General features: G+C 56.9%; 20 protein-coding genes. 11 read left to right on the forward strand and 9 right to left on the reverse strand.

The window, feature by feature from the left end:
• The first annotated feature begins 96 nt into the window (after positions 1 to 96).
• From RQ935_RS00480 to RQ935_RS00495, 4 genes are all read left to right on the forward strand, one after another.
• The gene (locus RQ935_RS00480) at positions 97 to 309 is read left to right on the forward strand and encodes a hypothetical protein (RefSeq protein ID WP_307741762.1); all 213 of its coding nucleotides are present in this window, start codon (positions 97 to 99) and stop codon (positions 307 to 309) included.
• A gap of 86 nt (positions 310 to 395) precedes the next feature.
• Positions 396 to 1,508 (forward strand): helix-turn-helix transcriptional regulator, encoded by a 1,113-nt coding sequence (locus RQ935_RS00485; protein ID WP_311496730.1) that lies wholly within the window; start codon positions 396 to 398, stop codon positions 1,506 to 1,508.
• 53 nt (positions 1,509 to 1,561) lie between these two features.
• Entirely contained in the window at positions 1,562 to 2,266 is a 705-nt protein-coding gene (locus RQ935_RS00490; RefSeq protein ID WP_311496731.1) for a histidine phosphatase family protein, read from the forward strand.
• 68 nt (positions 2,267 to 2,334) lie between these two features.
• Positions 2,335 to 2,970 (forward strand): serine/threonine protein phosphatase, encoded by a 636-nt coding sequence (locus RQ935_RS00495; RefSeq protein WP_311496732.1) that lies wholly within the window; start codon positions 2,335 to 2,337, stop codon positions 2,968 to 2,970.
• On the opposite strand, the gene RQ935_RS00500 is transcribed toward RQ935_RS00495, so the two are convergent.
• From RQ935_RS00500 to RQ935_RS00515, 4 genes are all read right to left on the reverse strand, one after another.
• A complete protein-coding gene (locus RQ935_RS00500) occupies positions 2,965 to 3,903 on the reverse strand; it encodes an amino acid ABC transporter ATP-binding protein (protein ID WP_311496733.1) in 939 nt (312 codons plus the stop codon). The two genes, RQ935_RS00495 and RQ935_RS00500, sit on opposite strands and share 6 nt — an antisense overlap.
• Complete coding sequence (locus tag RQ935_RS00505; RefSeq protein WP_311496734.1) at positions 3,900 to 4,823, reverse strand: amino acid ABC transporter permease; 924 nt, start codon at positions 4,821 to 4,823, stop codon at positions 3,900 to 3,902. The genes RQ935_RS00500 and RQ935_RS00505 overlap by 4 nt, the downstream gene beginning before the upstream one ends.
• A 106-nt stretch (positions 4,824 to 4,929) precedes the next feature.
• Positions 4,930 to 5,862, reverse strand: a complete 933-nt coding sequence (locus tag RQ935_RS00510; RefSeq protein ID WP_311496735.1) for a transporter substrate-binding domain-containing protein — start codon at positions 5,860 to 5,862, stop codon at positions 4,930 to 4,932.
• A 147-nt stretch (positions 5,863 to 6,009) separates the two neighbouring features.
• Positions 6,010 to 6,723, reverse strand: a complete 714-nt coding sequence (locus RQ935_RS00515) for a DUF4191 domain-containing protein (RefSeq protein ID WP_311496736.1) — start codon at positions 6,721 to 6,723, stop codon at positions 6,010 to 6,012.
• 124 nt (positions 6,724 to 6,847) lie between these two features.
• Between RQ935_RS00515 and RQ935_RS00520 the strand changes: the two genes are divergently transcribed.
• Entirely contained in the window at positions 6,848 to 8,464 is a 1,617-nt protein-coding gene (locus RQ935_RS00520; RefSeq protein WP_311496737.1) for a protein kinase domain-containing protein, read from the forward strand.
• A gap of 25 nt (positions 8,465 to 8,489) precedes the next feature.
• Here the strand turns inward: RQ935_RS00520 and RQ935_RS00525 are convergent, their stop codons facing one another.
• The 3 genes from RQ935_RS00525 to RQ935_RS00535 all read right to left on the reverse strand — a co-directional run bounded on the left by RQ935_RS00525 (position 8,490) and on the right by RQ935_RS00535 (position 13,140).
• The gene (locus RQ935_RS00525) at positions 8,490 to 10,196 is read right to left on the reverse strand and encodes a biotin/lipoyl-containing protein (RefSeq protein ID WP_311496738.1); all 1,707 of its coding nucleotides are present in this window, start codon (positions 10,194 to 10,196) and stop codon (positions 8,490 to 8,492) included.
• Between the two features lie 39 nt (positions 10,197 to 10,235).
• Complete coding sequence (gene lpdA / locus RQ935_RS00530; protein ID WP_311496739.1) at positions 10,236 to 11,603, reverse strand: dihydrolipoyl dehydrogenase; 1,368 nt, start codon at positions 11,601 to 11,603, stop codon at positions 10,236 to 10,238.
• Between the two features lie 103 nt (positions 11,604 to 11,706).
• Entirely contained in the window at positions 11,707 to 13,140 is a 1,434-nt protein-coding gene (locus tag RQ935_RS00535) for a leucyl aminopeptidase (protein ID WP_311496740.1), read from the reverse strand.
• A 314-nt stretch (positions 13,141 to 13,454) separates the two neighbouring features.
• Here RQ935_RS00535 and gap point away from each other — a divergent pair, with 314 nt between their 5' ends.
• The 4 genes from gap (at position 13,455) to RQ935_RS00555 (ending at position 18,449) form a co-directional block, all read left to right on the forward strand.
• Positions 13,455 to 14,462 carry a type I glyceraldehyde-3-phosphate dehydrogenase gene (gene gap / locus RQ935_RS00540; RefSeq protein WP_311496961.1) on the forward strand — a complete coding sequence of 336 codons (1,008 nt, stop codon included), beginning with the start codon at positions 13,455 to 13,457 and terminating at the stop codon, positions 14,460 to 14,462.
• Positions 14,463 to 14,558: 96 nt separating this feature from the next.
• On the forward strand, positions 14,559 to 15,749 hold the full coding sequence (locus RQ935_RS00545) for a phosphoglycerate kinase (protein ID WP_311496962.1): 1,191 nt from the start codon (positions 14,559 to 14,561) through the stop codon (positions 15,747 to 15,749).
• Positions 15,750 to 15,751: 2 nt separating this feature from the next.
• Complete coding sequence (gene tpiA, locus RQ935_RS00550; protein WP_296179956.1) at positions 15,752 to 16,528, forward strand: triose-phosphate isomerase; 777 nt, start codon at positions 15,752 to 15,754, stop codon at positions 16,526 to 16,528.
• A gap of 163 nt (positions 16,529 to 16,691) precedes the next feature.
• Positions 16,692 to 18,449 carry a cell wall-binding repeat-containing protein gene (locus RQ935_RS00555; protein ID WP_311496741.1) on the forward strand — a complete coding sequence of 586 codons (1,758 nt, stop codon included), beginning with the start codon at positions 16,692 to 16,694 and terminating at the stop codon, positions 18,447 to 18,449.
• 44 nt (positions 18,450 to 18,493) lie between these two features.
• On the opposite strand, the gene RQ935_RS00560 is transcribed toward RQ935_RS00555, so the two are convergent.
• Together RQ935_RS00560 and RQ935_RS00565 are read right to left on the reverse strand one after the other, a co-directional pair.
• Positions 18,494 to 18,988, reverse strand: coding sequence for a CrcB family protein (locus RQ935_RS00560; RefSeq protein ID WP_311496742.1), 495 nt, complete (start codon positions 18,986 to 18,988; stop codon positions 18,494 to 18,496).
• On the reverse strand, positions 18,985 to 19,632 hold the full coding sequence (locus RQ935_RS00565) for a CrcB family protein (protein ID WP_311496743.1): 648 nt from the start codon (positions 19,630 to 19,632) through the stop codon (positions 18,985 to 18,987). Before RQ935_RS00565 ends, RQ935_RS00560 begins: the two co-directional genes overlap by 4 nt.
• A gap of 74 nt (positions 19,633 to 19,706) precedes the next feature.
• Here RQ935_RS00565 and secG point away from each other — a divergent pair, with 74 nt between their 5' ends.
• Entirely contained in the window at positions 19,707 to 20,054 is a 348-nt protein-coding gene (secG, locus tag RQ935_RS00570) for a preprotein translocase subunit SecG (RefSeq protein ID WP_297346386.1), read from the forward strand.
• A gap of 441 nt (positions 20,055 to 20,495) precedes the next feature.
• Positions 20,496 to 21,008 (forward strand): hypothetical protein, encoded by a 513-nt coding sequence (locus RQ935_RS00575; RefSeq protein ID WP_311496744.1) that lies wholly within the window; start codon positions 20,496 to 20,498, stop codon positions 21,006 to 21,008.
• Positions 21,009 to 21,054: the final 46 nt, after the last annotated feature.

Here is a 21,054-nt window from a genome sequence, read left to right on the forward strand (position 1 = left end):
CACATTCTTGCGGAAAACATGTCCTGGTATGAGGGGGGCTAGATTTCATTGAGATGAGCATTTGAATTGCTACCCTGCTGCTCCCGAACATTGCTAGTGGCAAGTACTAATACCGCTCGCGCCGCCAACGTGTTGGGTTCAGGGCGGACTACCGGGAAAAAGCTCGATGTGCTGCCCGTCGATCGTCTCTTGGTGACTACCGCGGCGCTGCTGGGCTATGCAGAAGGGGCGCACCAAGATTTAACCGATGACTGGATGCGCACCGCTCGCTTGGCACGCGGGGTCGTGGAACAAATCTTTTACGAATAACCCCTTGCCGACTCTCCGAAGAGAACTGAGCAACCGCTCACCTGCAAAATGCAACCACAAGTTGCGGAATATAGATTAGATTCAAGGTGGAGGTGCTGGAATGCAACTGGGGAATTTCTCACAATGATTTGAGGGTGCGATGGCACTCGAAAGAATCTAAGTTAGGAGCATTAGAAATGATAATGGCAGAGAAAATCATTCAGCTACGGAAGAAGAACGGTTGGTCACAGGAAGACTTAGCGGCCGAGTTAGGTGTCAGCAGGCAGGCGATTTCCAAGTGGGAAAGCGCCCAATCAATACCTGACATTACAAGAATTTTGGATATGAGCAAGATTTTCTCGGTGAGTACGGATTTCCTGGTCAAAGACGAACTGGAGATGTCCGATGCTACCACATCTGTTCAGGAACCCGCCGTCAGTGATGCCTCCCCCTCCTCGCCGCGCGTCGTTTCCATGGAAGAAGCGGTGGGTTTGCTGGACGTGAAAACACAAAGTTCCAAACTTGCCGCCTGGGGAACCGCGCTGTGCATTTTTGGGGCTGCCTTTCTGGTGCTGTTTACATTCCTCATTGATTTTCCGGGAGTGAGACTTTCGGAAAACTTAAGCTTAAGCATTGGTATGGTGGGAATGGTGATACTGGTAGGAACCGGCGTGGCTGCGCTCACTGCCTATGGAATGCGAGTTAAACCATTCGAATACCTGGAAAAGGAACCCTTTGAAACGGCTTACGGGGTGGATGGCATGGCTAAACAACGCCGGGAAAAATTCCATCAAACCTATGTCACCAAACTGTTTGGCGGGGGATTACTGTGTATGGCAGCCGTTGTCATGGTGTTGCTCGGTTCAATGTGGAGCGAAGATTCCTCTGGTAATACCACTACACTGGTCAGTTTGGTACCCGCAGGGGTCGCTGTTGCCGGCTTCGCCGTCTACCTGTTCATCAGTGCGTCCATTCCAATGAGAGCCTTGCGCCAGCTTTTACAAGAGGAATCAGTGGCGGCTCCGGACAAGCGCTCCGCTCGGATTATCGAGCCCATTTCCACAGCCTATTGGCTTATTGTGTTGGCGGTTTTCCTTGCCTACGGCTTCATCAGTAAAAACTGGGGCATGAGCTGGGTTATTTTCCCGGTAGCTTTGGCTATCTATGGGGCGCTTGTGGCCATTCTGCACGCGATACTGGATAACAAATCCGCCAAATAGACCCGGGGCGGCAAAACAAGCTAAGGTTGGGTGCGGGTGAGAAAGGAAAAACGTTGCGACTGGTATTGATTCGTCATGGGCAAACCGACTCGAACCTCTCGGGGGCTTTGGATACGGCCTGGCCGGGGCGTCCTTTGAACGCCAGGGGGCGCCAGCAGGCGGCGGCTTTGGTTGATAAATATCACAAGTTGGTGGGGGCGGCTCCGCAGCGTTTGGCCAGCTCATTCATCCTTCGGGCGCGCCAAACCGCCGAACCGCTGGCTCAGAGCTTGGGCCTTCCCGTACAGGTGGATCCGGATTTGCGTGAAGTGAGAGCCGGGCTGCTGGAAATGTCCACGACCCAGCAGGACACCAGAGAATACCTCAATACTGCTATTGGCTGGGTGACCGGCGACCTGGACCGGCGGATGTCCGGAGCGGAAACCGGGGCGCAAACCTTGGCGCGTTTTGACCGGGGCATTGCGCGGCTGTGCGCCGGGCTGGAGGACGATCCGCAGGCCACCGTGGCTGCAGTCATTCACGGCGCGATTATGCGCGTGTGGGGCGCAAACCGCATCGAGGGACTGACCCTCGACCTGTTGGCGCAGTTTCCTTGCCAAAACTGCTCACTCACGATGGCCACCGGCAGCCCGACCGCCGGTTGGAAAGCTGAGCTGTGGTCGGATCGACGCCTGGAAGATTGGCCGGTGGTGCCCGGAGCTCAACCGCGTACCTCCAAAGAAGCCCGCGAACAGCTGGAATCCGTGCTGCTTAGCTGAGTTCACCCGCTCAGTATCAATGACGCGACACAGTCCCAGAAATCTGCAGAACAGAAAACTATAGAAACGTGAACACCCTAACCAAGTTGATAATTATCCAGGCCGCCGTCCTGTTGTTGCAGATTATCCTGTACTTCGGCTCGGAGCGTTTTCAGCACGTGTTTCATAATCCTCAATGCCGCCTGGATGAGCGCATTCCGCGCATTCCCGCTTTCGTCTATCCGTATGTGCTGTGGTTTCCGCTCATCGTGATATTCCCGGTTTGGCTCTACTATTTTTCACCAGAAAACTGGGTGGCGCTCCAGATGGCGTGGATATTTTGCGTGGTCGTCTCGGTTGCAGCCTACCTCGCATTTCCCACGACTTTTCAACGTCAGGAGCTGGGGCAGGGTCCGACCGAGCGTCTGTTGGCACTGGTGTACAAGACCAGCTATCGCGGGGTCAATTGTGCCCCCAGCCTGCACTGTTCCACTTCGATGATGATTGCTTTCGCGGCCGTGGCGACCGGTCAAATGCCGTGGTGGCTACGCACGATTTTTGTGCTGATATCCGTGTCTATCGTCCTGGCTACCCAGTTCACCAAGCAGCACGCGCTAGTGGATTTCCTGACAGCCATTCCAGTCGCAGCAGTGTCGCTGGCCATAGGCTTTGGCATGGCGGCAAATGGTGGAACCGAGCTGATTCAGGCGTGGTTTGGCCTATAGCACCTTCGAGACAAACTCGCGGGTGCGGGCCTCGCGGGGATTATCCAAGACCTCGGCGGGACTGCCCATTTCCATGATTTGCCCCTCGTCCATGAAAGCCAAGGTGTGACCGACCTCGCGGGCGAAACCAATTTCGTGAGTCACCACCATCATGGTCATGCCGTCCCGAGCCAAATCTTTCATGACCTGCAGCACTTCTCCGACCAGTTCAGGGTCGAGAGCGGAAGTCGGTTCGTCGAACAGCATCAGTTCAGGATCCATCGCCAAAGCGCGGGCAATCGCCACTCGTTGCTGCTGGCCGCCAGATAGTTGGGAAGGGTAGTGCTCCATTCGGTCGCCCAAGCCGACCCGATCGAGCAGCTGCCGAGCCTGTTCGGTAGCTTCGTCCCGGGATTTTCGCAAAACGTGAACCGGGGCCTCCATGACATTTTCCAGGGCGGTTTTGTGGGGAAACAGGTTGAAGCGCTGGAATACCATGCCGATGCGTTCCCGTTGGGCGGACACGACTTTATCGGGCAGTTCGCGCAGTACCGTGTTGCGTTCCGTCAAAGCGCCGGTTTTCAGGTACCACGAGCGTCTCCGTCCCGGTAGGGGAGCCTTTTCCTCGGACATACCCAGCAGCTCCCCGTCCAGGTAGATCCGACCCGAAGTGATGGTTTCCAGCTGATTAATGCAGCGCAAAACTGTTGATTTACCCGATCCGGAAGGTCCAATGAGAACGCAGACCTCGCCCTTGTGAATGTCCAAGTCAATGCCCTTCAAAACGTGCAGGGGACCGAAGTACTTGTGGACATTGCGCAAAGACACCATGGTGTCCGCCACGTCTGCGGGAGCGGGCACCAGATCCCCCGGCTGTAAATCCGGGAAAGCGTCGACGATACCCTCGGGAATTGTAGTGTCCAGAGAACTGTTCGTCATCAAATCGTTACTCAAGATTTCACATCCAATAGCGTCTTCGTCGTTGCGGCTGCGCTCAGAGTTTTGCTGCGCGTCGAGGTGGCGGCTTGTTGAGTGTTGAAGCCCTTGCCGAAATATTTCTCGAGGTAGTACTGGCCCACCATCAGGATTGAGGTAATGAGCAGATACCAAATGGCGGCGCAAATCATCATCGGCACCGGCATGAAAGTCAGGCGTCCCAGGTTTTGAGCCTGGAAGTTCAGCTCCAAGGTAAACGGCACCACCGAGACTAGGGAAGTCGTTTTCAGCATCGAGATTGTTTCGTTGCCGGTGGGCGGGACAATGACACGCATGGCTTGGGGAATGACGATGCGGCGCAATATCATGCCGCGTTTCATGCCGAGTGCGGTAGCCGCCTCCCACTGTCCGGGATTGACCGAGTTCAGTCCGGCGCGCACGATTTCAGCCAGGTAGGCGCCTTCGTTCAGGCCCAGTCCCAGCATGGCTGACCAGAACATGTTTAGCACGAGTTTCGTTTCCACCGCAAACAGTTGGGGCCCAAAAGGAATTCCCAAGATAATCATGGGGTACAGCGTCGGCAACAAGCCCCAAAAAATCAACTGGGTGTAAATCGGCGTGCCGCGGAAGAACCAGATATAGAACCAGGCAACGCCTTTCAGCACCGGGTTCGGAGACTGGCGCATGACCGCCATGGTAATAGCCAGGGTGACACCGATAGTCATTGCTCCCACCGTCAGCGCCAGGGTGAAACCGATACCTTTAATCAAGTTCGGATGCGTCAAGTATGCCCACACCATTTCCCAATGGTAGTTGGGGTTGGTGAAAAGGGAGTTGACCAGTCCTAGCACCACCAGCGCGACCACCGCCACGCTGACCCACCTGCCCAAACGGAACACCGGTCGGGGATGGTTGAATTTTAGGTCTTCTTCGCTCATGCGTTTTCTTCCTTCGATTCGTTTACTTTGCACAGTTTCGCCGATGCGGTTTTCACTCAGAAGCCCGGGGCAGAAAGTGAGACGTCAAAAGACTGCGGGCGCCGTGCTACTTTCCTACGGAAGTTTTCAGTTCCACCGCGTCGTACAAGCCCGCGCCAGCGCCGTAGTTATCCATGATTTCCCGCAGTTTGCCCGAGGCCAGCAGGGAATCCATCGCCGCTTTAATGGCGGCGGACAGTTGTTGATTCTTGTTATCCACCACAATCCCGATGGGGCTCGGGTCCAGAATCTGGCCAATTTGCTCCATCTGACCGCGGGTCTGTTTCACGTAGTAGGTCGTGACTGGATCGTCGGCGAGCATGGCTTGGTATTGCCCCGAAATGACCTTCGGGAACACGTTAGACAGCAACTCTTCCTTTTGAATGACGACTGGCGGTTTGCCACTCTCTTCGCACTGTTTGCTCATTTTCGGCAGCAGTTCCGTTTCCTGCAGGGTACCGGTCTGTACCCCGATGGTTTTGCCGCATACGTCCTTGGGGTCAAAGCCCTGCGGGTTGCCTTTGGCCACCGCGAACAGGGAACCCATATCCATATAAGCCAGCATGTCGTAGTTGGCGACGCGGTCTTCCGTAACCGTAAACGACGAGGCCCCCAAATCGTAAGTTGTGCCAATCTTGGGCAGCAGCGCGCCAAACGCTTCGGTAGTGGTGGTGCCGTCCTCGAGACCCATAGTCAGGGCAATAGCCTTTACCATATCCACTTCGTAGCCGGTGGGGGTAGTGCCGTCCTCCATCAGGAATTCCGCCGGGGCATAGCTGGTAGAAGCGCCATTGCGCAGCACTCCGCGTTCCTTTACGTCGGCGGGAACCAGCTCCTCGACCTTGGGATCAGGCTTAATGGTCGAAAAGTCAAAAGCTGTGGCCGAGCCGGATTGATTAGCAGCATCGTCACCACCAGCGTTTCCGGTGGAAGCGGTGGAGCATCCGGCTAAGCCCAGAGAGGCTGCAGCTAGAAGCATGGCAACGGGAAGACGACGCATGAGATTCTCCTTGTCGACGGTCGTATAAATGAACTACCGGTATAAATTTACAGAGCCTTGCAACTTTATGCAAGTCTTAGCGCATAAAAAGTTTGAAATTGTAATAATTTTACGCCCCGTATATCCGGGGCTGGTGCGAAGGAAATTTTATCCGTACAAAGCGCGCCGATTAGGGCGAACCCGGTAAGGATCAATCCCCTTCGGAATGGGCAGCCCCTGATTGCGGTGAATCGCCAGCAGACGTTTTTGCACCGCAGGAATCTCGTTTCGATTCAAAGCACGTGGAGCTTTATACATGGTTTTCATCACGTGTTCGAGGCGTACCTGTCCCTCTTCGGTGCCGCACTCCACGGCGTGTACCGGCACCTGAGCGACGACCCGCGTGGTCTTTTTCACCTCATCGTTGAGCAGCTTGCTGGCTCGAGTATGCGGCCCCTCGCTGACCAGGAAAATGCCGCGGGGACCTACAAAACGCCACACTAAGTCTTGATCCTTATTAACCGCAACGGGCTCTTCCTCGGCAAACCAGGACCGGCGCAGCAGCTGGCGCAGCGCTCCGACGCAGCCTTTCATGCCTTCAATCTGACGCAGCATAGCCCGGGATAGAAACACGGAGATCCAGGCCATCGGCACGACCATCAGCACCATTACAATGGTGATTGCCCCCATGATCCAGTGTTTGCCCACAATCATGTACCACACGGTCAAGGCTTCCGCCACGACTAGCGTCGCCAAAATCGCCCACACAATCCACGGGAAAGACCGCCTCACAATGGTGAAGGAGTCCTTTAAGTTTTGGAATATATTGCGTTTCTTCCCGGACGCGTCGCCCCCGGTCGCAGAGTTGTTTTTCTTAGCCATCGCCTTTATCTTAGGGGATTTTTGCCGCAGGGGTAAACCGAGTTCTGCCGCCGTGCCTAAAGTTATCCACAGGTTTGAAAATGTCTGTTGATTTTTGTTGTCGTACTTAGATATATATTGAGTTATGGAACTTGTTGGTTATGTCTTATATGAACCGGTTGGTTTTGGTAAAAGCGGCCCGATGTGGCGGGTGGTAGACGACCAGGGCGGTACCCACGCGCTGCAGCTGTTAGGCGGCACGCTGTCGGCTCAGCTGGAGTCCCGACTGCGGACGTTGCGAAAGGTATCGTGCCCGAACCTGCTGAAACTCCACGAGTTGCGCAAACTGACCGATGGCCGCTACGTGGCTATTTTTGAGTATCTGGACGGGCAAGACCTGGAAGTGTTGCGGGCGGGACGCGAGTTCAGTACGCCGCAGGTCAACTTCATCGCGCTGTCCCTGGCTCGAGGTTTGGCGGCGCTGCACGAGGTCGGTTTGAGTCACGGGGACGTTTCGGCGGCGAATCTGATGGTGACGGCACAAGGCCGGGTGGTTCTGGTAGACCTGCTCGGTGACGTGGGTACGACCCGGGCGTTTAGCGCGCCGGAAACGGAGGGGCTCACCTGGAGCACCGCGGCGGGAGAATCCTCTGGACCGGAGGCTGCATCCGCTGTTGCTGCCGGGACGTCTGTGGCGGTGAATCAAGCCGGTGATGTGTATGCGATGGCGCAGGTGCTGCTAGCATTGGGGATGGACGCGGGTCTATTGAAAGCTGCGTTGAACCCGGTGGCGAGCGCGCGACCCAGCGCGGGGGAACTTGCCGAGGCGTGGGAGAGTCTGCCGTGCTGTGGCATTGACCTGTTGGGCGGGTCGGAGCTGATGGCGGCACGGATGCGGGCGGCCGGACGCGACGTGGCCACCGAGCTGGTTTCGCCGTCGCGCCGCCCGACGCCGAGGCGGCGCCAACGCCGCGAAACACGTCCGACCAGCCCGATATTACGCTGGGGACTGCCGGCTTTGGCAGGAGCCACGCTGGCGCTGGGAGCGGTCCTGTTCCCACGGCTGGCGGAGTTGCCCAGCGCGGCCCAAGCGCTGCCCGCCCCGTCTGCAAAACCGAGCGCGGCGGCGCTTTTGACGGATAGCGCCGCGCCCAGCCCCGTCGCGGGGAAAAAAGGCGGCGCCAAGACGTCGACCCCGCCGCACCGCCCTTCTGCGACCCAGGCCGAAGCGCCGGCTCCATCAGAAAGACTCGCGGATCCGGCAGCTCCTGAAAGCACGTCACCAGTTGCGCCACCGGCTGACCTGTTACCCAATTCCCCTGACAGCCAAGCGAAAACCCCGAACTTGCGCGATCCCATCACGGATGATGCCTCGGCCCAGGAAATCCTGCAGCTGTTGCTGACTAAACGCGATGCGGCCCTGACACGCCAGGATCGGGTGGCTTTGGAAAAACTCAGTGTCAAAGATTCGATAGCCGAGTCCGCCGATGCGAGTTTGCTGGCCGCCCTGCAGGCCAGCAAAGCCCAAGTTGAGGGCCTGTCCACCGCGGTGAAGTCGGCGACTATAGTGGCGGGCAATAAGGGCAGCGCCGGCAAGAATACGCGTTCGGTGCGTCTGCAGGTGACACTCACGCAAGGTGCATACACCCAAATTGACCGTATCGGGAACCGCCACCAAATCGCGGCGATTCCCGATACGGAATCTGAGATTCTGTTATCCGGCAATCCGTGGAAGATTGCTTCGGTGGTCCGACTCGAATGAGCCAGTTTCAGAGTGAAATCCGGCTCTAGCCCACGTAGGCCAGTACAGTGCCGACGTCTACGGTTTCGTCTTCGGAGACGACGATTTGGGTGATGGTGCCGGCGATGGGTGAGGGGATTTCGGTGTCGACTTTGTCGGTGGAGACTTCCAGGAGGGGTTCGTCCAGGGCGACGGCGTCGCCGACGTTCTTTAGCCATTTCGTGACGGTGCCTTCGGTGACGGATTCGCCCAAGACCGGCATCTTAATGGGCTGACCTGTTCCTGCAGCCGCCGGTGCAGCAGCCGCCGGAGCGGCCGGAGCCGCGGGCGCAGCCGGAGCCGCTGGAGGAACCGGGGGAGCCGGTATAGCTGGGGCAGCGGGTGCCGCCGGGGGAATCGGGGGTACCGGAGGTACTGGGGGAGCTGGAATAGTCGGGGCAGCGGGTGCCACCAGAGGAACCGGGGCTTGCGGCGCTGGCGCGGATCCTTGATTATGCGCGAATGCCTCGGCTACCTCGGCAAACAGTTGGGCGAGGCGGGCCATATCCAGTGCTCCGCCCGTAGGTGCAGCACTCGGCGGGACCGAAACTGGAGCGGCCGGAGCCGGTGGAATCGGCGGGACCGGCGGGACCGGCGGCGTCGCAACTGCGGGAGCCGGTGGCGTTGGTACAACGGGAGGAACCGCAGGAGCTGTGGGTGGCACGGGAGGCCGCGGCTGGGCCGGAACGCTGCCCGCGGCATCTAAAACATCTTGCTTGCGGATACGTCCACCCACTCCGGTGCCGTGTACCTTGCTGAGGTCCACGCCCTTTTCAACAGCTAATTTCCGTACAATCGGGGTGGCGTACTCTGCTTGGTTGTCAGCAGGTGTCGAAGGAACCGCTGGGGCTACCGGGGCAGCAGGGGCTACCGGGGCAGCAGGGGCAGCGGGCGCGGCCGGAGCTGCGGGAGCAACGGGAGCCGCCGGGGCAGCAGCAGGAGCCGCCGGAGCAGCGGGTGCCGCGGGCGTAACCGGCGCGGCGGGAGCCGAAACTTCCCCGCCGACGTAGGCGAGGATGGTGCCGACGTCTACGGTTTCGTCTTCGGAGACGACGATTTGGGTGATGGTGCCGGCGATGGGTGAGGGGATTTCGGTGTCGACTTTGTCGGTGGAGACTTCCAGGAGGGGTTCGTCCAGGGCGACGGCGTCGCCGACGTTCTTTAGCCATTTCGTGACGGTGCCTTCAGTAACGGATTCGCCCAAGGCCGGCATCATAATGGGCTGACCCGTTCCGGGTGCCGCCGGTGCAGCAGCCGCCGGAGCCGCGGGCGCAGCAGGGGCGGCCGGTGCGGCTGGAGAAACCGGGGGAGCCGGAACCTCCTCAGCCTTCGGAGGAATCGGCGGAACTGCCGGATAGGACCACTCGACCTGTGCGCCGCCGTCGCTGCCAGCCGTGACGGTAGAAGGAATCTCGGGATTCGGCAGCTCAGGAACCGCCGGTGCTGCCGGGGCCGCCGAGGCGGCGCTGACTTCAGAAGCATCCCCGACTTCAGCCAAAATGGTACCCACATCGACCGTTTCGTCCTCTGGAACCAAAATCTTGGTCAGCACGCCAGCAACGGGACTGGGTATCTCCGTGTCGACCTTATCCGTGGAGACTTCCAGGAGGGGTTCGTCCAGGGCGACGGTGTCGCCAACATTTTTCAGCCATTTCGTGACGGTACCTTCGGTCACCGATTCTCCGAGTGCGGGCATTGCAACTGATTGAGCCATGATTTCGTCTTTCTCCTTTGATTGACTTTTCCCGAAGTTTCAGCCGTGTAGCGGTTTGCCAGCTAAAGCCATCGCCGCTTCACCAATCATCTCGTTTTGGGTCGGGTGGGTGTGCATCAGGTATGCCAAATCGTCAGCATCAGCTTCCCAATTCACAATGAGCTGACCTTCACCAATCTGTTCCCCGATACGCTGCCCCAAAGCGTGGAAGCCCACAATCGGACCGTCCTTGACCTGGACCAGTTTCACGAAACCAGCCGCTTTCAGCATTTGTGACTTCGCGTTACCCAGCATATTGGACTGCTTCGAGATGACATTGTCCGCGCCGTAGACTTCCTTGGCTTTCGCTTCGGTCAAGCCCACGGAGGCAATTTCCGGTTCGCAGAACGTCACGCGGGGAATGTTGTCGTTGGGCACAACGCGCGGATTCAGCCCCGCGATTTCCTCAGCCACAAAGACCCCCTGCATCGTCGCGCGGTGCGCCAACTGCAGACCAGGCACAATGTCCCCGACTGCATAAATATTCCCCACACCGGTGTGCAGGCGCTCATTAGCTAATACGAAACCGCGATCCATCGGAATGCCCTGTGCCTCGTAACCCATGTTCGCTGTGTTCGGGCCGCGCCCAATCGCCACCAACAGGTAATCAGCACGCAGGCTCTGACCGTCTTCGGTGTTTACCGTCACGCCGGAACCGTCCTCAGCGGCATCCCGGAAACGGGTCCCGGTCATGAACTTAATCCCGCGAGCCTTGAACGCCTTTTCCAATCCCTTAGAAATGTCCTCGTCCTCGTTAGGCACCAGGTGCGGCAAAGCCTCAACGATGGTGACGTCTGCCCCGAAAGACTTCCACACGGAGGCAAACTCGACGCCGATGACCCCGCCGCCCAAAATCACTACTGAACTGGGAACATGATCGAGGAACAGAGCGTGCTCGGAACCGATAATGCGTCCGCCCAGGTTCATCCCCAAAGTCTTGGTGACCGAACCGGAGGCCAAAACGATGTTCTTGCCCTTGAGCACACGGTCACCAGCGGTGACCGTATCGACCCCGCTGAGCACGCCATGGGCGTTGACGAACTCGACCTTGTGACTCTTAATCAACCCGGACAAGCCACGATGCATTTTGTTGATGATTCCGCTCTGAAACTCCAGCACTTTAGCCATATCGATACCATTGAAGGCAGAGCCAATGCCCCAATCCAGGGACTCATGCACGGTATCGGCGACTTCCGCCGCCCTCAGCAAAGCCTTGGTAGGAATGCATCCGCGGTGCAGACAGGTGCCGCCGATTTTGTCCGCCTCGACCATGGCGACGCTCATTCCCAGAGAAGTTGCTCGCAAAGCACAAGCGTAACCGCCATTTCCGCCGCCTAAAATCACTACATCGTATTGTTCTTCGCTCAATGTTCAACTCCAGTTCTGTCAAAGGAACAAAATTCTAAGCAAGTTTATTCTTTCACTAAATGATTCCCATGTGCTAATGCAAACAGGGTGAACAAAATCGGGCCTAGCGACCCATGTCCGCAATGACCCGCAACAGGGTGCGCACCCCGTAGCCGGTACCGCCTTTCGGAGTGTATCCCCAGGCAGAACCGGTATTAAAACCCGGGCCGGCAATGTCGATATGCGCCCACGGCGTGTCGCCCACAAACTGTTTCAGGAAAATTCCGGCCACCAGCATCCCGGCCTCGCGTTTCGACGAAGAATTCGCGATGTCAGCAACGTCAGAATGCAGGTGCTCCAACAGGTATTCGGGCAGTGGTGCCGTCCAAGCTGGTTCTCCGACCGCCACGGAGGCGTCGCGTATCCAGTCCTTTTGGCACCCCATCACTCCGGCGATGCGGCTACCAAAAGCCACTCTCTGCGCGCCGGTCAGGGTAGCCATATCAATAACTAGGTCGGGGTGCTGCGCCACCGCCATAGTCAAGCCGTCTGCCAGCACCAACCGCCCTTCCGCGTCGGTATTGGTAATCTCTACAGTTTTCCCGCTTTTCATCGTGATGACGTCATCGACCCGCGACGCGTTACCGCTGACCAGGTTTTCTGCCAAGCACAGCCACGCCGTGACTCTCACTGGCAGCCGCAGTTCCGCCGCCGCTAGGCACACCGCTCCCATGGTGGCTGCGCCGGTCATATCGGATTTCATGGTGAGCATGGAAGTGCTCGGTTTTAAGCTGTAGCCCCCGGAGTCAAAAGTGATGCCCTTGCCGACCAAGGCGACGTGGGCTTTGGCGCCCTCGGGCGCGTAGGTCAACTTCACCAGGCAGGGCTTGCGCTTAGAGCCTTTCCCTACCGCGACGAGTCCGCCAAAGCCCTGATCCTTGAGGTCTCGGTAATTCCACTTTTCAAAGCTCACCGGCAGGTTCTTGCTGGCTTTCTGAAACGCTTTGGCCATGGATTCGGGGTACAGCTCGGAGGGGGACGTGTTCACGAGGTCGCGAACTCGCGTGACTGCCTTGACGGTGGTTTGCAGTTGGGCACGATCCGTGTCACTGAGAGCATCGTGAGCAGGAATGTACAGAGTTTTCAGGGTTTTGGAGGGTTTGGACTGATATTTTCCAAAACGGTAGGCCCCCAGAAGCGCCCCCTCTACAGTCGCCAGGACTTCCTCCCGGTTCTTCGTGGGGAAGGAAAAAGCGAGTTCTTCACTGGTGATGCTGCGGGTCACGTTGCCGGCCGCCTCGCGGAAGTTTTGGAGTGTTTCGGCAGGAGTTTTCGGGGAGCCGACCCCAGCAAACACGACGAACGCGGCAGAAAAGTCATTCGGGGAGGGAACCCTGTTTACCTCTCCGAGCTTTCCGGTCACCCCGGCAGCGCGGGCAAAATCGCGCAGGGCTGGAAAATTGGGAACCTGCAGTTCGTCACCATCTGTGGTGACAGCCAGCACCAGGGGAGTGCGCAGCGCGGGTAAATCTTTAGAAAACACATCAATCTTAGTCATACCTGAAATCCTACGTCCTTTTTCGGGTTGGTTTGGGGTTTTGTTCCCGCGCCAAGTGGCGCGGTCGGTGAGAATTTGGGGTGTCGAAAAGCGTGCGTCGGGAATAATAAATCATGTTCTTTGTAATGGTTCTGGCGTAAAAGAGCGAAATTAACTGGAAATTAACTGTGATTTTTGATGATTTATAAGAACGTTTCAGGTAGGTTTTAAGAGCTGGTCGACATTTTTGACCGGGTCCCGCAGTGTGTTCACTGCCGGGATTGAATAACTAAAGAACCTACATGTGCATAGAGTTGCACAAGATGGAGGAAACTGTGACTGTCCGTGTTGGCATCAATGGCTTTGGCCGTATTGGTCGTAACTTCTTCCGCGCCGCCCTGAAGCAGGGCGCGGACATCGAGATTGTTGGCGTGAACGACTTGACCGACAACCACACCTTGTCTCACTTGTTGAAATACGATTCGGTGACCGGCCGCCTGGGCAAGGAAGTCACCTATGACGACAAGACCATCACCGTTGACGGCAAGAAATTTGCCGCCATGGCAGAGCGCGACCCTGCCAACCTGCCTTGGGGCGATTTGGGTACGGATATTGTGATTGAATCCACCGGCTTCTTTACCGATGGCGATGCGGCTCGCGCTCACATCAAGGCTGGTGCAAAGAAAGTCATTATCTCCGCTCCCGCCAAGGGCAACGTGGACGCGACTTTCGTCATGGGCGTAAACCATGAGACTTACGATCCGGCAAAGCACCACGTGGTTTCTAACGCTTCTTGCACCACGAACTGCCTGGCCCCGATGGCCAAGGTCCTGGACGACGAGTTCGGCATCGATTACGGCTTGATGACCACTATTCACGCCTACACCGGTGACCAGCGTATTCACGACGCTCCGCACAAGGATCTGCGCCGCGCCCGCGCTGCGGCCCAAAACATTGTGCCGACTTCCACCGGTGCAGCCCGCGCGGTCGCCCTGGTGCTTCCCCAGTTGAAGGGTAAGCTCGATGGTTACGCCTTGCGCGTGCCGGTCATCACCGGTTCCGTCACTGACTTGAGCTTCATCCCGAAGAAGTCCTGCTCTATCGACGACATCAATGCCGCGATGAAGGCTGCCGCCGAGGGCTCTTTGAAGGGCATTTTGGATTACAACGACGATGGCATTGTTTCGACCGACATCGTCACCGATTCGCATTCTTCGATTTACGATGCGCCTCTGACAAAGCAGATTGACAACATGATTAAGTGTGTGTCTTGGTACGACAACGAATGGGGCTACTCCAACCGCGTGGTTGACCTGGCCGTGTTCATGGGCAAGCAGCTCTAATTCGGGAGTTTTGAGTGAGATAGGACGCCTGCATTTCTGCGTGAATTGCGGGCGTCCTCTCGCATTTTCCGAGTGTTTAAGGAAGGGATAAATATGCTGAAAACTATTGATTCCTTGGGGGATTTGAGCGGCAAGCGCGTTTTGGTGCGTTGCGACTTCAATGTACCCCTCAAGGACGGTGTAATTACTGACGATGGACGTATTCGTGCGGCGCTGCCCACCTTGCAAAAGTTGCTGGACAGTGGTGCGAAAGTCATCACTATGGCTCACTTGGGGCGTCCTAAAGGCCAGGTCATGCCCGAATTTTCTCTAGCTCCGGTGGCCCAGCGTCTCGCTGAGCTGATTGGGGTCAAGGTTACCCTGGCTCAGGACACGACCGGTGCGGACGCGAAAGCGAAAGCTGCCGCCCTAGCTCCCGGCGAAATCCTTATGCTGGAAAACGTCCGGTTTGATGCGCGCGAAACCTCAAAAGACGATGCCGAACGTGCTGCTTTCGCGGCCGAGATGGCGGAGTTGGCGGACTGCTACGTGTCTGATGGTTTCGGAGTGGTGCACCGTAAGCAAACCTCTGTTTATGACGTGGCGAAACTGCTGCCCGCAGCGGCCGGTTTCCTGGTGTTAAAGGAAATTGAATCCCTGCGCAAAGCCACGGAAAACCCGGAGCGGCCCTACACGGTGGTGCTGGGCGGCTCGAAAGTCTCCGACAAACTCGGCGTCATCGCGAACCTGTTGACGAAAGCCGACACCCTGCTGATTGGCGGTGGTATGGCGTTTACGTTCCTGGCGGCGCAAGGATACGCGGTAGGCAAATCCCTGCTGGAGTCCGATCAGATTGACACCGTGAAAGGCTACCTGGATCAGGCAAAACAAAACGGAGTCGAACTGGTGCTGCCGGTAGATGTCGTGGTGGCTCCCGAGTTTAAGGCTGACGCTCCGGCTACCGTAGTGGCCGCCGATGCTATCCCCGAGGATCAGATGGGCCTGGATATCGGGCCGAAATCGGGTGAACTCTTTGCTGCGAAGATTGCTGAGTCAAAGACCGTGGCTTGGAACGGGCCGATGGGCGTGTTCGAATTCCCGGCTTTCGCGGGCGGCACTAAAGCGGTAGCAAAGGCATTGCAGGACGGCACGGCCTTTGGCATCGTGGGCGGCGGGGACTCCGCGGCGGCGGTGCGCCAGCTGGGCTTTGACGAGTCCAAGTTCAGCCACATCTCCACCGGTGGCGGAGCATCACTAGAATTATTGGAGGGCAAGGTTTTGCCCGGTATTGAAGTATTGGAGGCCTAAACATGGCACGTATTCCCCTGATGGCAGGCAACTGGAAGATGAACCTCGACCACCTCGAGGCAATTCAGTTGGTCAATCAGCTGAACCTTGATTTGCAAGATCATCGTCACGACTTTAGCAAGGTCGAGGTGGCGGTCATTCCGCCGTTTACCGACATTCGTTCGGTACAGACCACCATCGACGGCGACGACATGAAGATTAAGTACGGCGCTCAAGACGTCTCCACCCACGATAACGGTGCCTACACCGGCGAAGTGTCCACCGCGATGCTGACCAAGCTGGGCTGCACTTACGTGGTGGTCGGTCACTCGGAACGCCGTGAATATCACCAGGAAAGCGATGCTGTCGTTAATGAAAAGGCGCGCAAGGTTCTGGCGGCGGGTATGGTACCTATTATCTGCTGTGGCGAGGCTCTCGAGGTCCGCAAGGCCGGAAAGCACGTCGAGCACGTTTTGGCTCAGATTACAGCGGCTTTTGACGCTATCCCCACTCCGGATGCCGCCAAGTGTGTGGTCGCCTATGAACCCATCTGGGCGATTGGCACGGGCGAGACCGCGACCCCGGAAAATGCCGAGGAAGTTTGCGGGGCCATCCGCGCCAAGCTGGCGGAGCTTTACGGTCAGGAAACCGCTGATGGAATCCGCGTCCTCTACGGCGGTTCGGTGAAATCCGCGAACGTGGCTGAGCTCATGGCTCAACCCAACGTGGACGGCGGCCTGGTCGGCGGCGCTTCTCTGAAGGCTGAAGAATTCGGGAAAATCTGCCGCCTCGGCGAGTAACGCCACCGGCAGGACACCCTAAACTTTCTCGGGGAGGCTATTGATAATCAGTAGCCTCCCCGAGAAAATTTTTCATACTAACTGACCACAACGCGGGGTGGCATCGCCGAGCAAAAACAAAGTTATATTGAATTTGCGCGCCATCGTGGAAGGAATCTCAATCATGAACGCAAAGGCAGGATTGCTAGCAGCCGTACTGTTTGCGGCCTCATCCGGCGGGACGTTATCCGCTGCCAACGCAACCACGATGGATTTTGAGACAACGCCCCAAGTTCTTCCTGCGATCCAGGTGGCTAACCAGCAGCGCCTGGATGGAACGGACCGATACGAAACCGCCGTTAAAATCAGCCGCACAATCTTTCCTGGTTCGGCGCTCACGGCTGTGCTGGTCAGTGGAGAAAATTATCCCGATGGTTTGGTGGCGGGCGCCACCGCAGCGCGTTTGGGTGCCCCCTTGTTGCTGACCACGCACTCCAGTTTGAATCCATCGACCGCAGCTGAGCTAAAACGACTCAATCCCAAGCAAATCCTGCTGGTAGGAGGTTCAGGGGCGCTCGATACGGGGATGGAAAACACCCTGGGAAAAATCCTGCCTGACACAAGGCTGCTACGAGTTTCCGGAGAGGACCGATACCAGACAGCCGCCGCAGTTTCGCAGCTTTTTTGGGGTTCGGAAACTGATTCGGTGATGTTGGTTTCCGGCAGCGATTTCCCAGATGCATTGGTGGCGGGACCGGCTGCGGCACGCCTGGGAGCACCGCTGTTGCTGAGCAATCCCGCGGGATTTGATGCCACAACTGGGACAGAACTGAGACGCCTGAAACCCCAAACCGTTTACGTCATCGGGAAAAAACTCGCTTCCGATGCCTCAGCCCAGCTCCGGGCGTCTCTGCCGGGGGTTTCCCTGGTGCCTGTGGGCGGAACTGACCGTTTCGATACGGCATTTAATGTTTCCCAGCAGTTCTGGGGTCAAGGCTTTTCCGGGGCACTGGTGACTTCGGCCCAGAACTTCCCCGATGCTCTATCCGGGGCGGTTCTGGCAAAAGCTGCGGGGTTGCCGGTTTTACTCAGCGGACCGACGTGCAACAGTCAGCCGGTAGTCAAGCGCCTTTCGACGTTAGAGACCAAAATCGTCCTCGGAGGTGCCGGTGCCGTGTCGAATGAGGCGACAGGAAAAGTGTGCCCGCCACCGGTGCGGCCCACGGATATAGTACCCGGACAAAACCACATCTATGCCGCGCAAAGCTACGTTTATCCGGCAGGGCAAGTGCAGGACTGGCTGTTACGCCGGCAAACCTCACCGACCTACCCCCAACAAAAAGTCGTGTTCCTGACTTTTGACGATGGCCCCTCCGCCAACACCGCCCAGAACCTGCAGACTTTAGCGAGCCGCGGAGTTCACGCCACTTTTTTTGTGGCGACAAACCAGCTGGGCAGCGCCGCTACCCAACAGATTTTGCGCCAAGAGCTGCTCAATGGCCATGCAGTGGCGGTGCATACCGCCTCGCATAACTATCAGTATCTATACCCTCGGCGCGTGTGTTCGCCGGCGAATGTCGGGGCAGATTACGCGCGGGCGGTCGATACGGTTCGTTCGATTTCGGGTCCCCAGTGGGGGACCGGCGCTTTCCGTTATCCGGGAGGACAGATGTCATGGCGCGGCATGGCACCTTGTAACCAGTTGATGGCTTCACGCGCAATGACGTGGATAGATTGGAATGTGGAAATCGGGGACGCGTTGAGCCGATCGTTGAATGCCAGCCAGCTTTTGAATCGGATGCGCTCACAGGTTCCGCGTACCGGAAACGTGGCGGTCGTGTTGATGCACGATTCAGCGCCAAAAACAGCTACCGTTGCGGCACTGCCGAGCATTATCGACTACTTTGTCGCACAGGGCTACAGTTTTGGCGTTATTGGCTAGCCGCCAAGTGTCGTGTTCGAACTGGCGTTTTGTCGCTGATACCCCTAGGAATGCAGGTTCGGCAGGACGAAAACGCCGGTGTTCAACGCCACGCCCGCCAGTGCCGCCCCGATACAGACAAAAATGACCACGCCTATCAGTAACGTGGCTTTCACGGCATACCTAAAGTCAAACTTGGGCTTCCAGGTATAGCCGATGGTGTCCATGATGGCGGTGGAAAATGTCGTGTAGGCGCCCAGGAAACCGGCTTGCAGCACGTCCGCCACCGTGTGCGGGGGCAGCTGGGCTTGCGAGGGCCCGCCCATGACGACATCGAGCCACGGTGCGGTCGCGACCCAGCCCACCAGGAAACAACCCGTGATATTGACGAAAATAATTCCCCAGCCGCCCCACAAGCGCTTCCCGGTCACGGTTTCACTGGGATATTTGGCGCTGCGCTTCTCTCGAAACTTGTCGATGAGGCGCGTGGACAGTTTGTCCACGCCAAAGCGGGCTGCCGCACCCAGTCCTCCGCCGAGAGCTATGAAAAGGGGAATCATGCCGACCTCCCGTCATCGTCAGTCTCAGGTGGTACTTCGGGGGCACAAGGACGTTGGTGCTGTTCATCCTCGACATGGTTCGTCAGTGGTGCGGTGGAGGCAGCCGCTGTGGACAAGGGCGGCAGGGAGGTCGGGTCGTTAGCATTGGGCAGGGTAAAGTCAGCGGGGGAGTCGCGGTAGATGTCTCCGGAAACGAAAGCCTGCCGGGTCCCCAGCCACAGCGCAAACAACCCCACCGGCAGGGCCACGGCAAACATGGCAATCAGCTCCAGCAAGTGCCCCAGGTAAAACTGTTGATAAACCACAATCTGCCACACCGGACCCCCGTAAGTCCCCAGTCCTCCGCAAAATCCGGTGCCCACCGACAGCTTCAGGGCTTGGGTGCGGTGACGATGCGGATTAGACACCAAACGACCCGTCAAATATGCCAGCACCACCACCGAAATGAGGTTCAAGATCCAGGTGTCAATGTTGACTCCACCGCCCCCGACAATGACTCGGCAAAGACCCTGGCAGTTCGGCGAGGACGACACACTACGGGCTACCAAAGACCCGCCCCAGCGCAGCAGCGACCCTAGTGCACCACCGATAAAGACAGCGACGGTGGCGCTGAGAGGGGATAAATCTTTGGGTGTTGCGGTCACGAAATCATCTTAATACCCGGGTCGTGGTATCATTGCAAGGCTGAGTTCGTGAACAGATAAACACAGAGGAAAACATGTTATTTGCTTTCAACATCGTGGCACAGGTGCTTTTAGTCATCACCTCGCTGCTGCTGGTATTGTCCATTTTGATGCACAAGGGCCAAGGCGGCGGCATGTCCGACATGTTCGGCGGCGGCTTGACTTCGGCTATGTCCTCTTCCGGCGTGGGTCAGCGTAACCTGAACATTTTGACCGTGGTGGTGTCTCTGGTGTGGCTTTTTGCCATCGTGCTGTTCGCCTTCACCATGGATAAGCCGGCGGCGCCTGATGCCAAGGCTAATCAGACGCCTACCGCGCCCATTACGGCTCCGGCCAATCCGACTCCGGCTTTGCCGACCAGCCCCGCTCCGGCTCAAAAGTAAGCCGCATTAAATCTTAGAAGTGGAAGCCCCGGAATATTCCGGGGCTTCCTCGTATATTTAGCCGGACTATTGACAGTAACTTTCAGCTGTCAGTAAAATGATGTGGAGATTCAAATCCGGTCTGATAGTAGGTAGAATAATGATAAATTACAAATTGGGCATTTTGGCAGCTGTGGCCTCTATCTCTCTATCATTTAGTGCAGTCAACGTTTCTTTTGCGCAGGCACAATCTCATGTTGATGAGTTGAACTACTCATCTGTAAAGATGCTGTCTAGTGAAGAGACTGACGCACAATTACCTCCCGATAGGCGCTCTTTCCTATCCGATTACTGTCGTAACAAACACGGGCTACTCACAATCAAAGGTGGAAATAGTAACTTTCCATTTTCTATATGCATAGACAAAAAATTGGCACAGGTTGTGTTGGGAATTAGCATCAAGTGAGGCTGATTGTTGTGCGTAAGTTTGTTGGTTTATTTCTGTGTGGTTTGTTTGCCTTCTCGCTGGTATCTTGCGCTACTTCTGAGCATCCTAAGTCTGAACCTGAAGCAACTAGCACGGCTCTGGGGACAAATTTAAGCGCTTCTACCATTGATGAGGTGCTGTCGAATGTTGACTGCAGTAAAACAAACGACGAATTGATCCAGCTGCCACGTTTAGAGAATGTCCCCTTGCAGGGGGCAACGATTTGCATTGTCTCTGACTTGCAGGAGGGCTTCAAACCCCACAAATTTGTTGGAAATCTTGGCAAATTGAGTGAGGCCTTACGTGCAAAAAATCCAAATCTTGCTGAAAACTGCGCGGAGACAAATGCGCCGCTGCTAGGCGTTTGGGTCTTGGATTCAGAGGGTAACTTATTCCAGGCTTATATTCCTAATGATGGATGTGCCAATCATTTAAACGATTGGATAAATCAGAATTTACCCCCTGAAACCTTGGAGAAATTTGATTAAACTCGTCTCATTTCAATAATCTATTAAACAGTACCAGGAGTAATGC

The sequence above is a fragment of the uncultured Mobiluncus sp. genome (assembly GCF_963511525.1).
GTDB lineage: Bacteria > Actinomycetota > Actinomycetes > Actinomycetales > Actinomycetaceae > Mobiluncus.

Coding starts and splice junctions, on each gene's coding strand:
- RQ935_RS00505 (WP_311496734.1), bottom strand. CDS start 4,823: ATGAGCGAAGAAGACCTAAAATTCAACCATCCCCGACCGGTGTTCCGT.
- RQ935_RS00510 (WP_311496735.1), bottom strand. CDS start 5,862: ATGCGTCGTCTTCCCGTTGCCATGCTTCTAGCTGCAGCCTCTCTGGGC.
- RQ935_RS00515 (WP_311496736.1), bottom strand. CDS start 6,723: ATGGCTAAGAAAAACAACTCTGCGACCGGGGGCGACGCGTCCGGGAAG.
- RQ935_RS00520 (WP_311496737.1), top strand. CDS start 6,848: ATGGAACTTGTTGGTTATGTCTTATATGAACCGGTTGGTTTTGGTAAA.
- RQ935_RS00525 (WP_311496738.1), bottom strand. CDS start 10,196: ATGGCTCAATCAGTTGCAATGCCCGCACTCGGAGAATCGGTGACCGAA.
- RQ935_RS00535 (WP_311496740.1), bottom strand. CDS start 13,140: ATGACTAAGATTGATGTGTTTTCTAAAGATTTACCCGCGCTGCGCACT.
- tpiA (WP_296179956.1), top strand. CDS start 15,752: ATGGCACGTATTCCCCTGATGGCAGGCAACTGGAAGATGAACCTCGAC.
- RQ935_RS00555 (WP_311496741.1), top strand. CDS start 16,692: ATGAACGCAAAGGCAGGATTGCTAGCAGCCGTACTGTTTGCGGCCTCA.
- RQ935_RS00560 (WP_311496742.1), bottom strand. CDS start 18,988: ATGATTCCCCTTTTCATAGCTCTCGGCGGAGGACTGGGTGCGGCAGCC.
- secG (WP_297346386.1), top strand. CDS start 19,707: ATGTTATTTGCTTTCAACATCGTGGCACAGGTGCTTTTAGTCATCACC.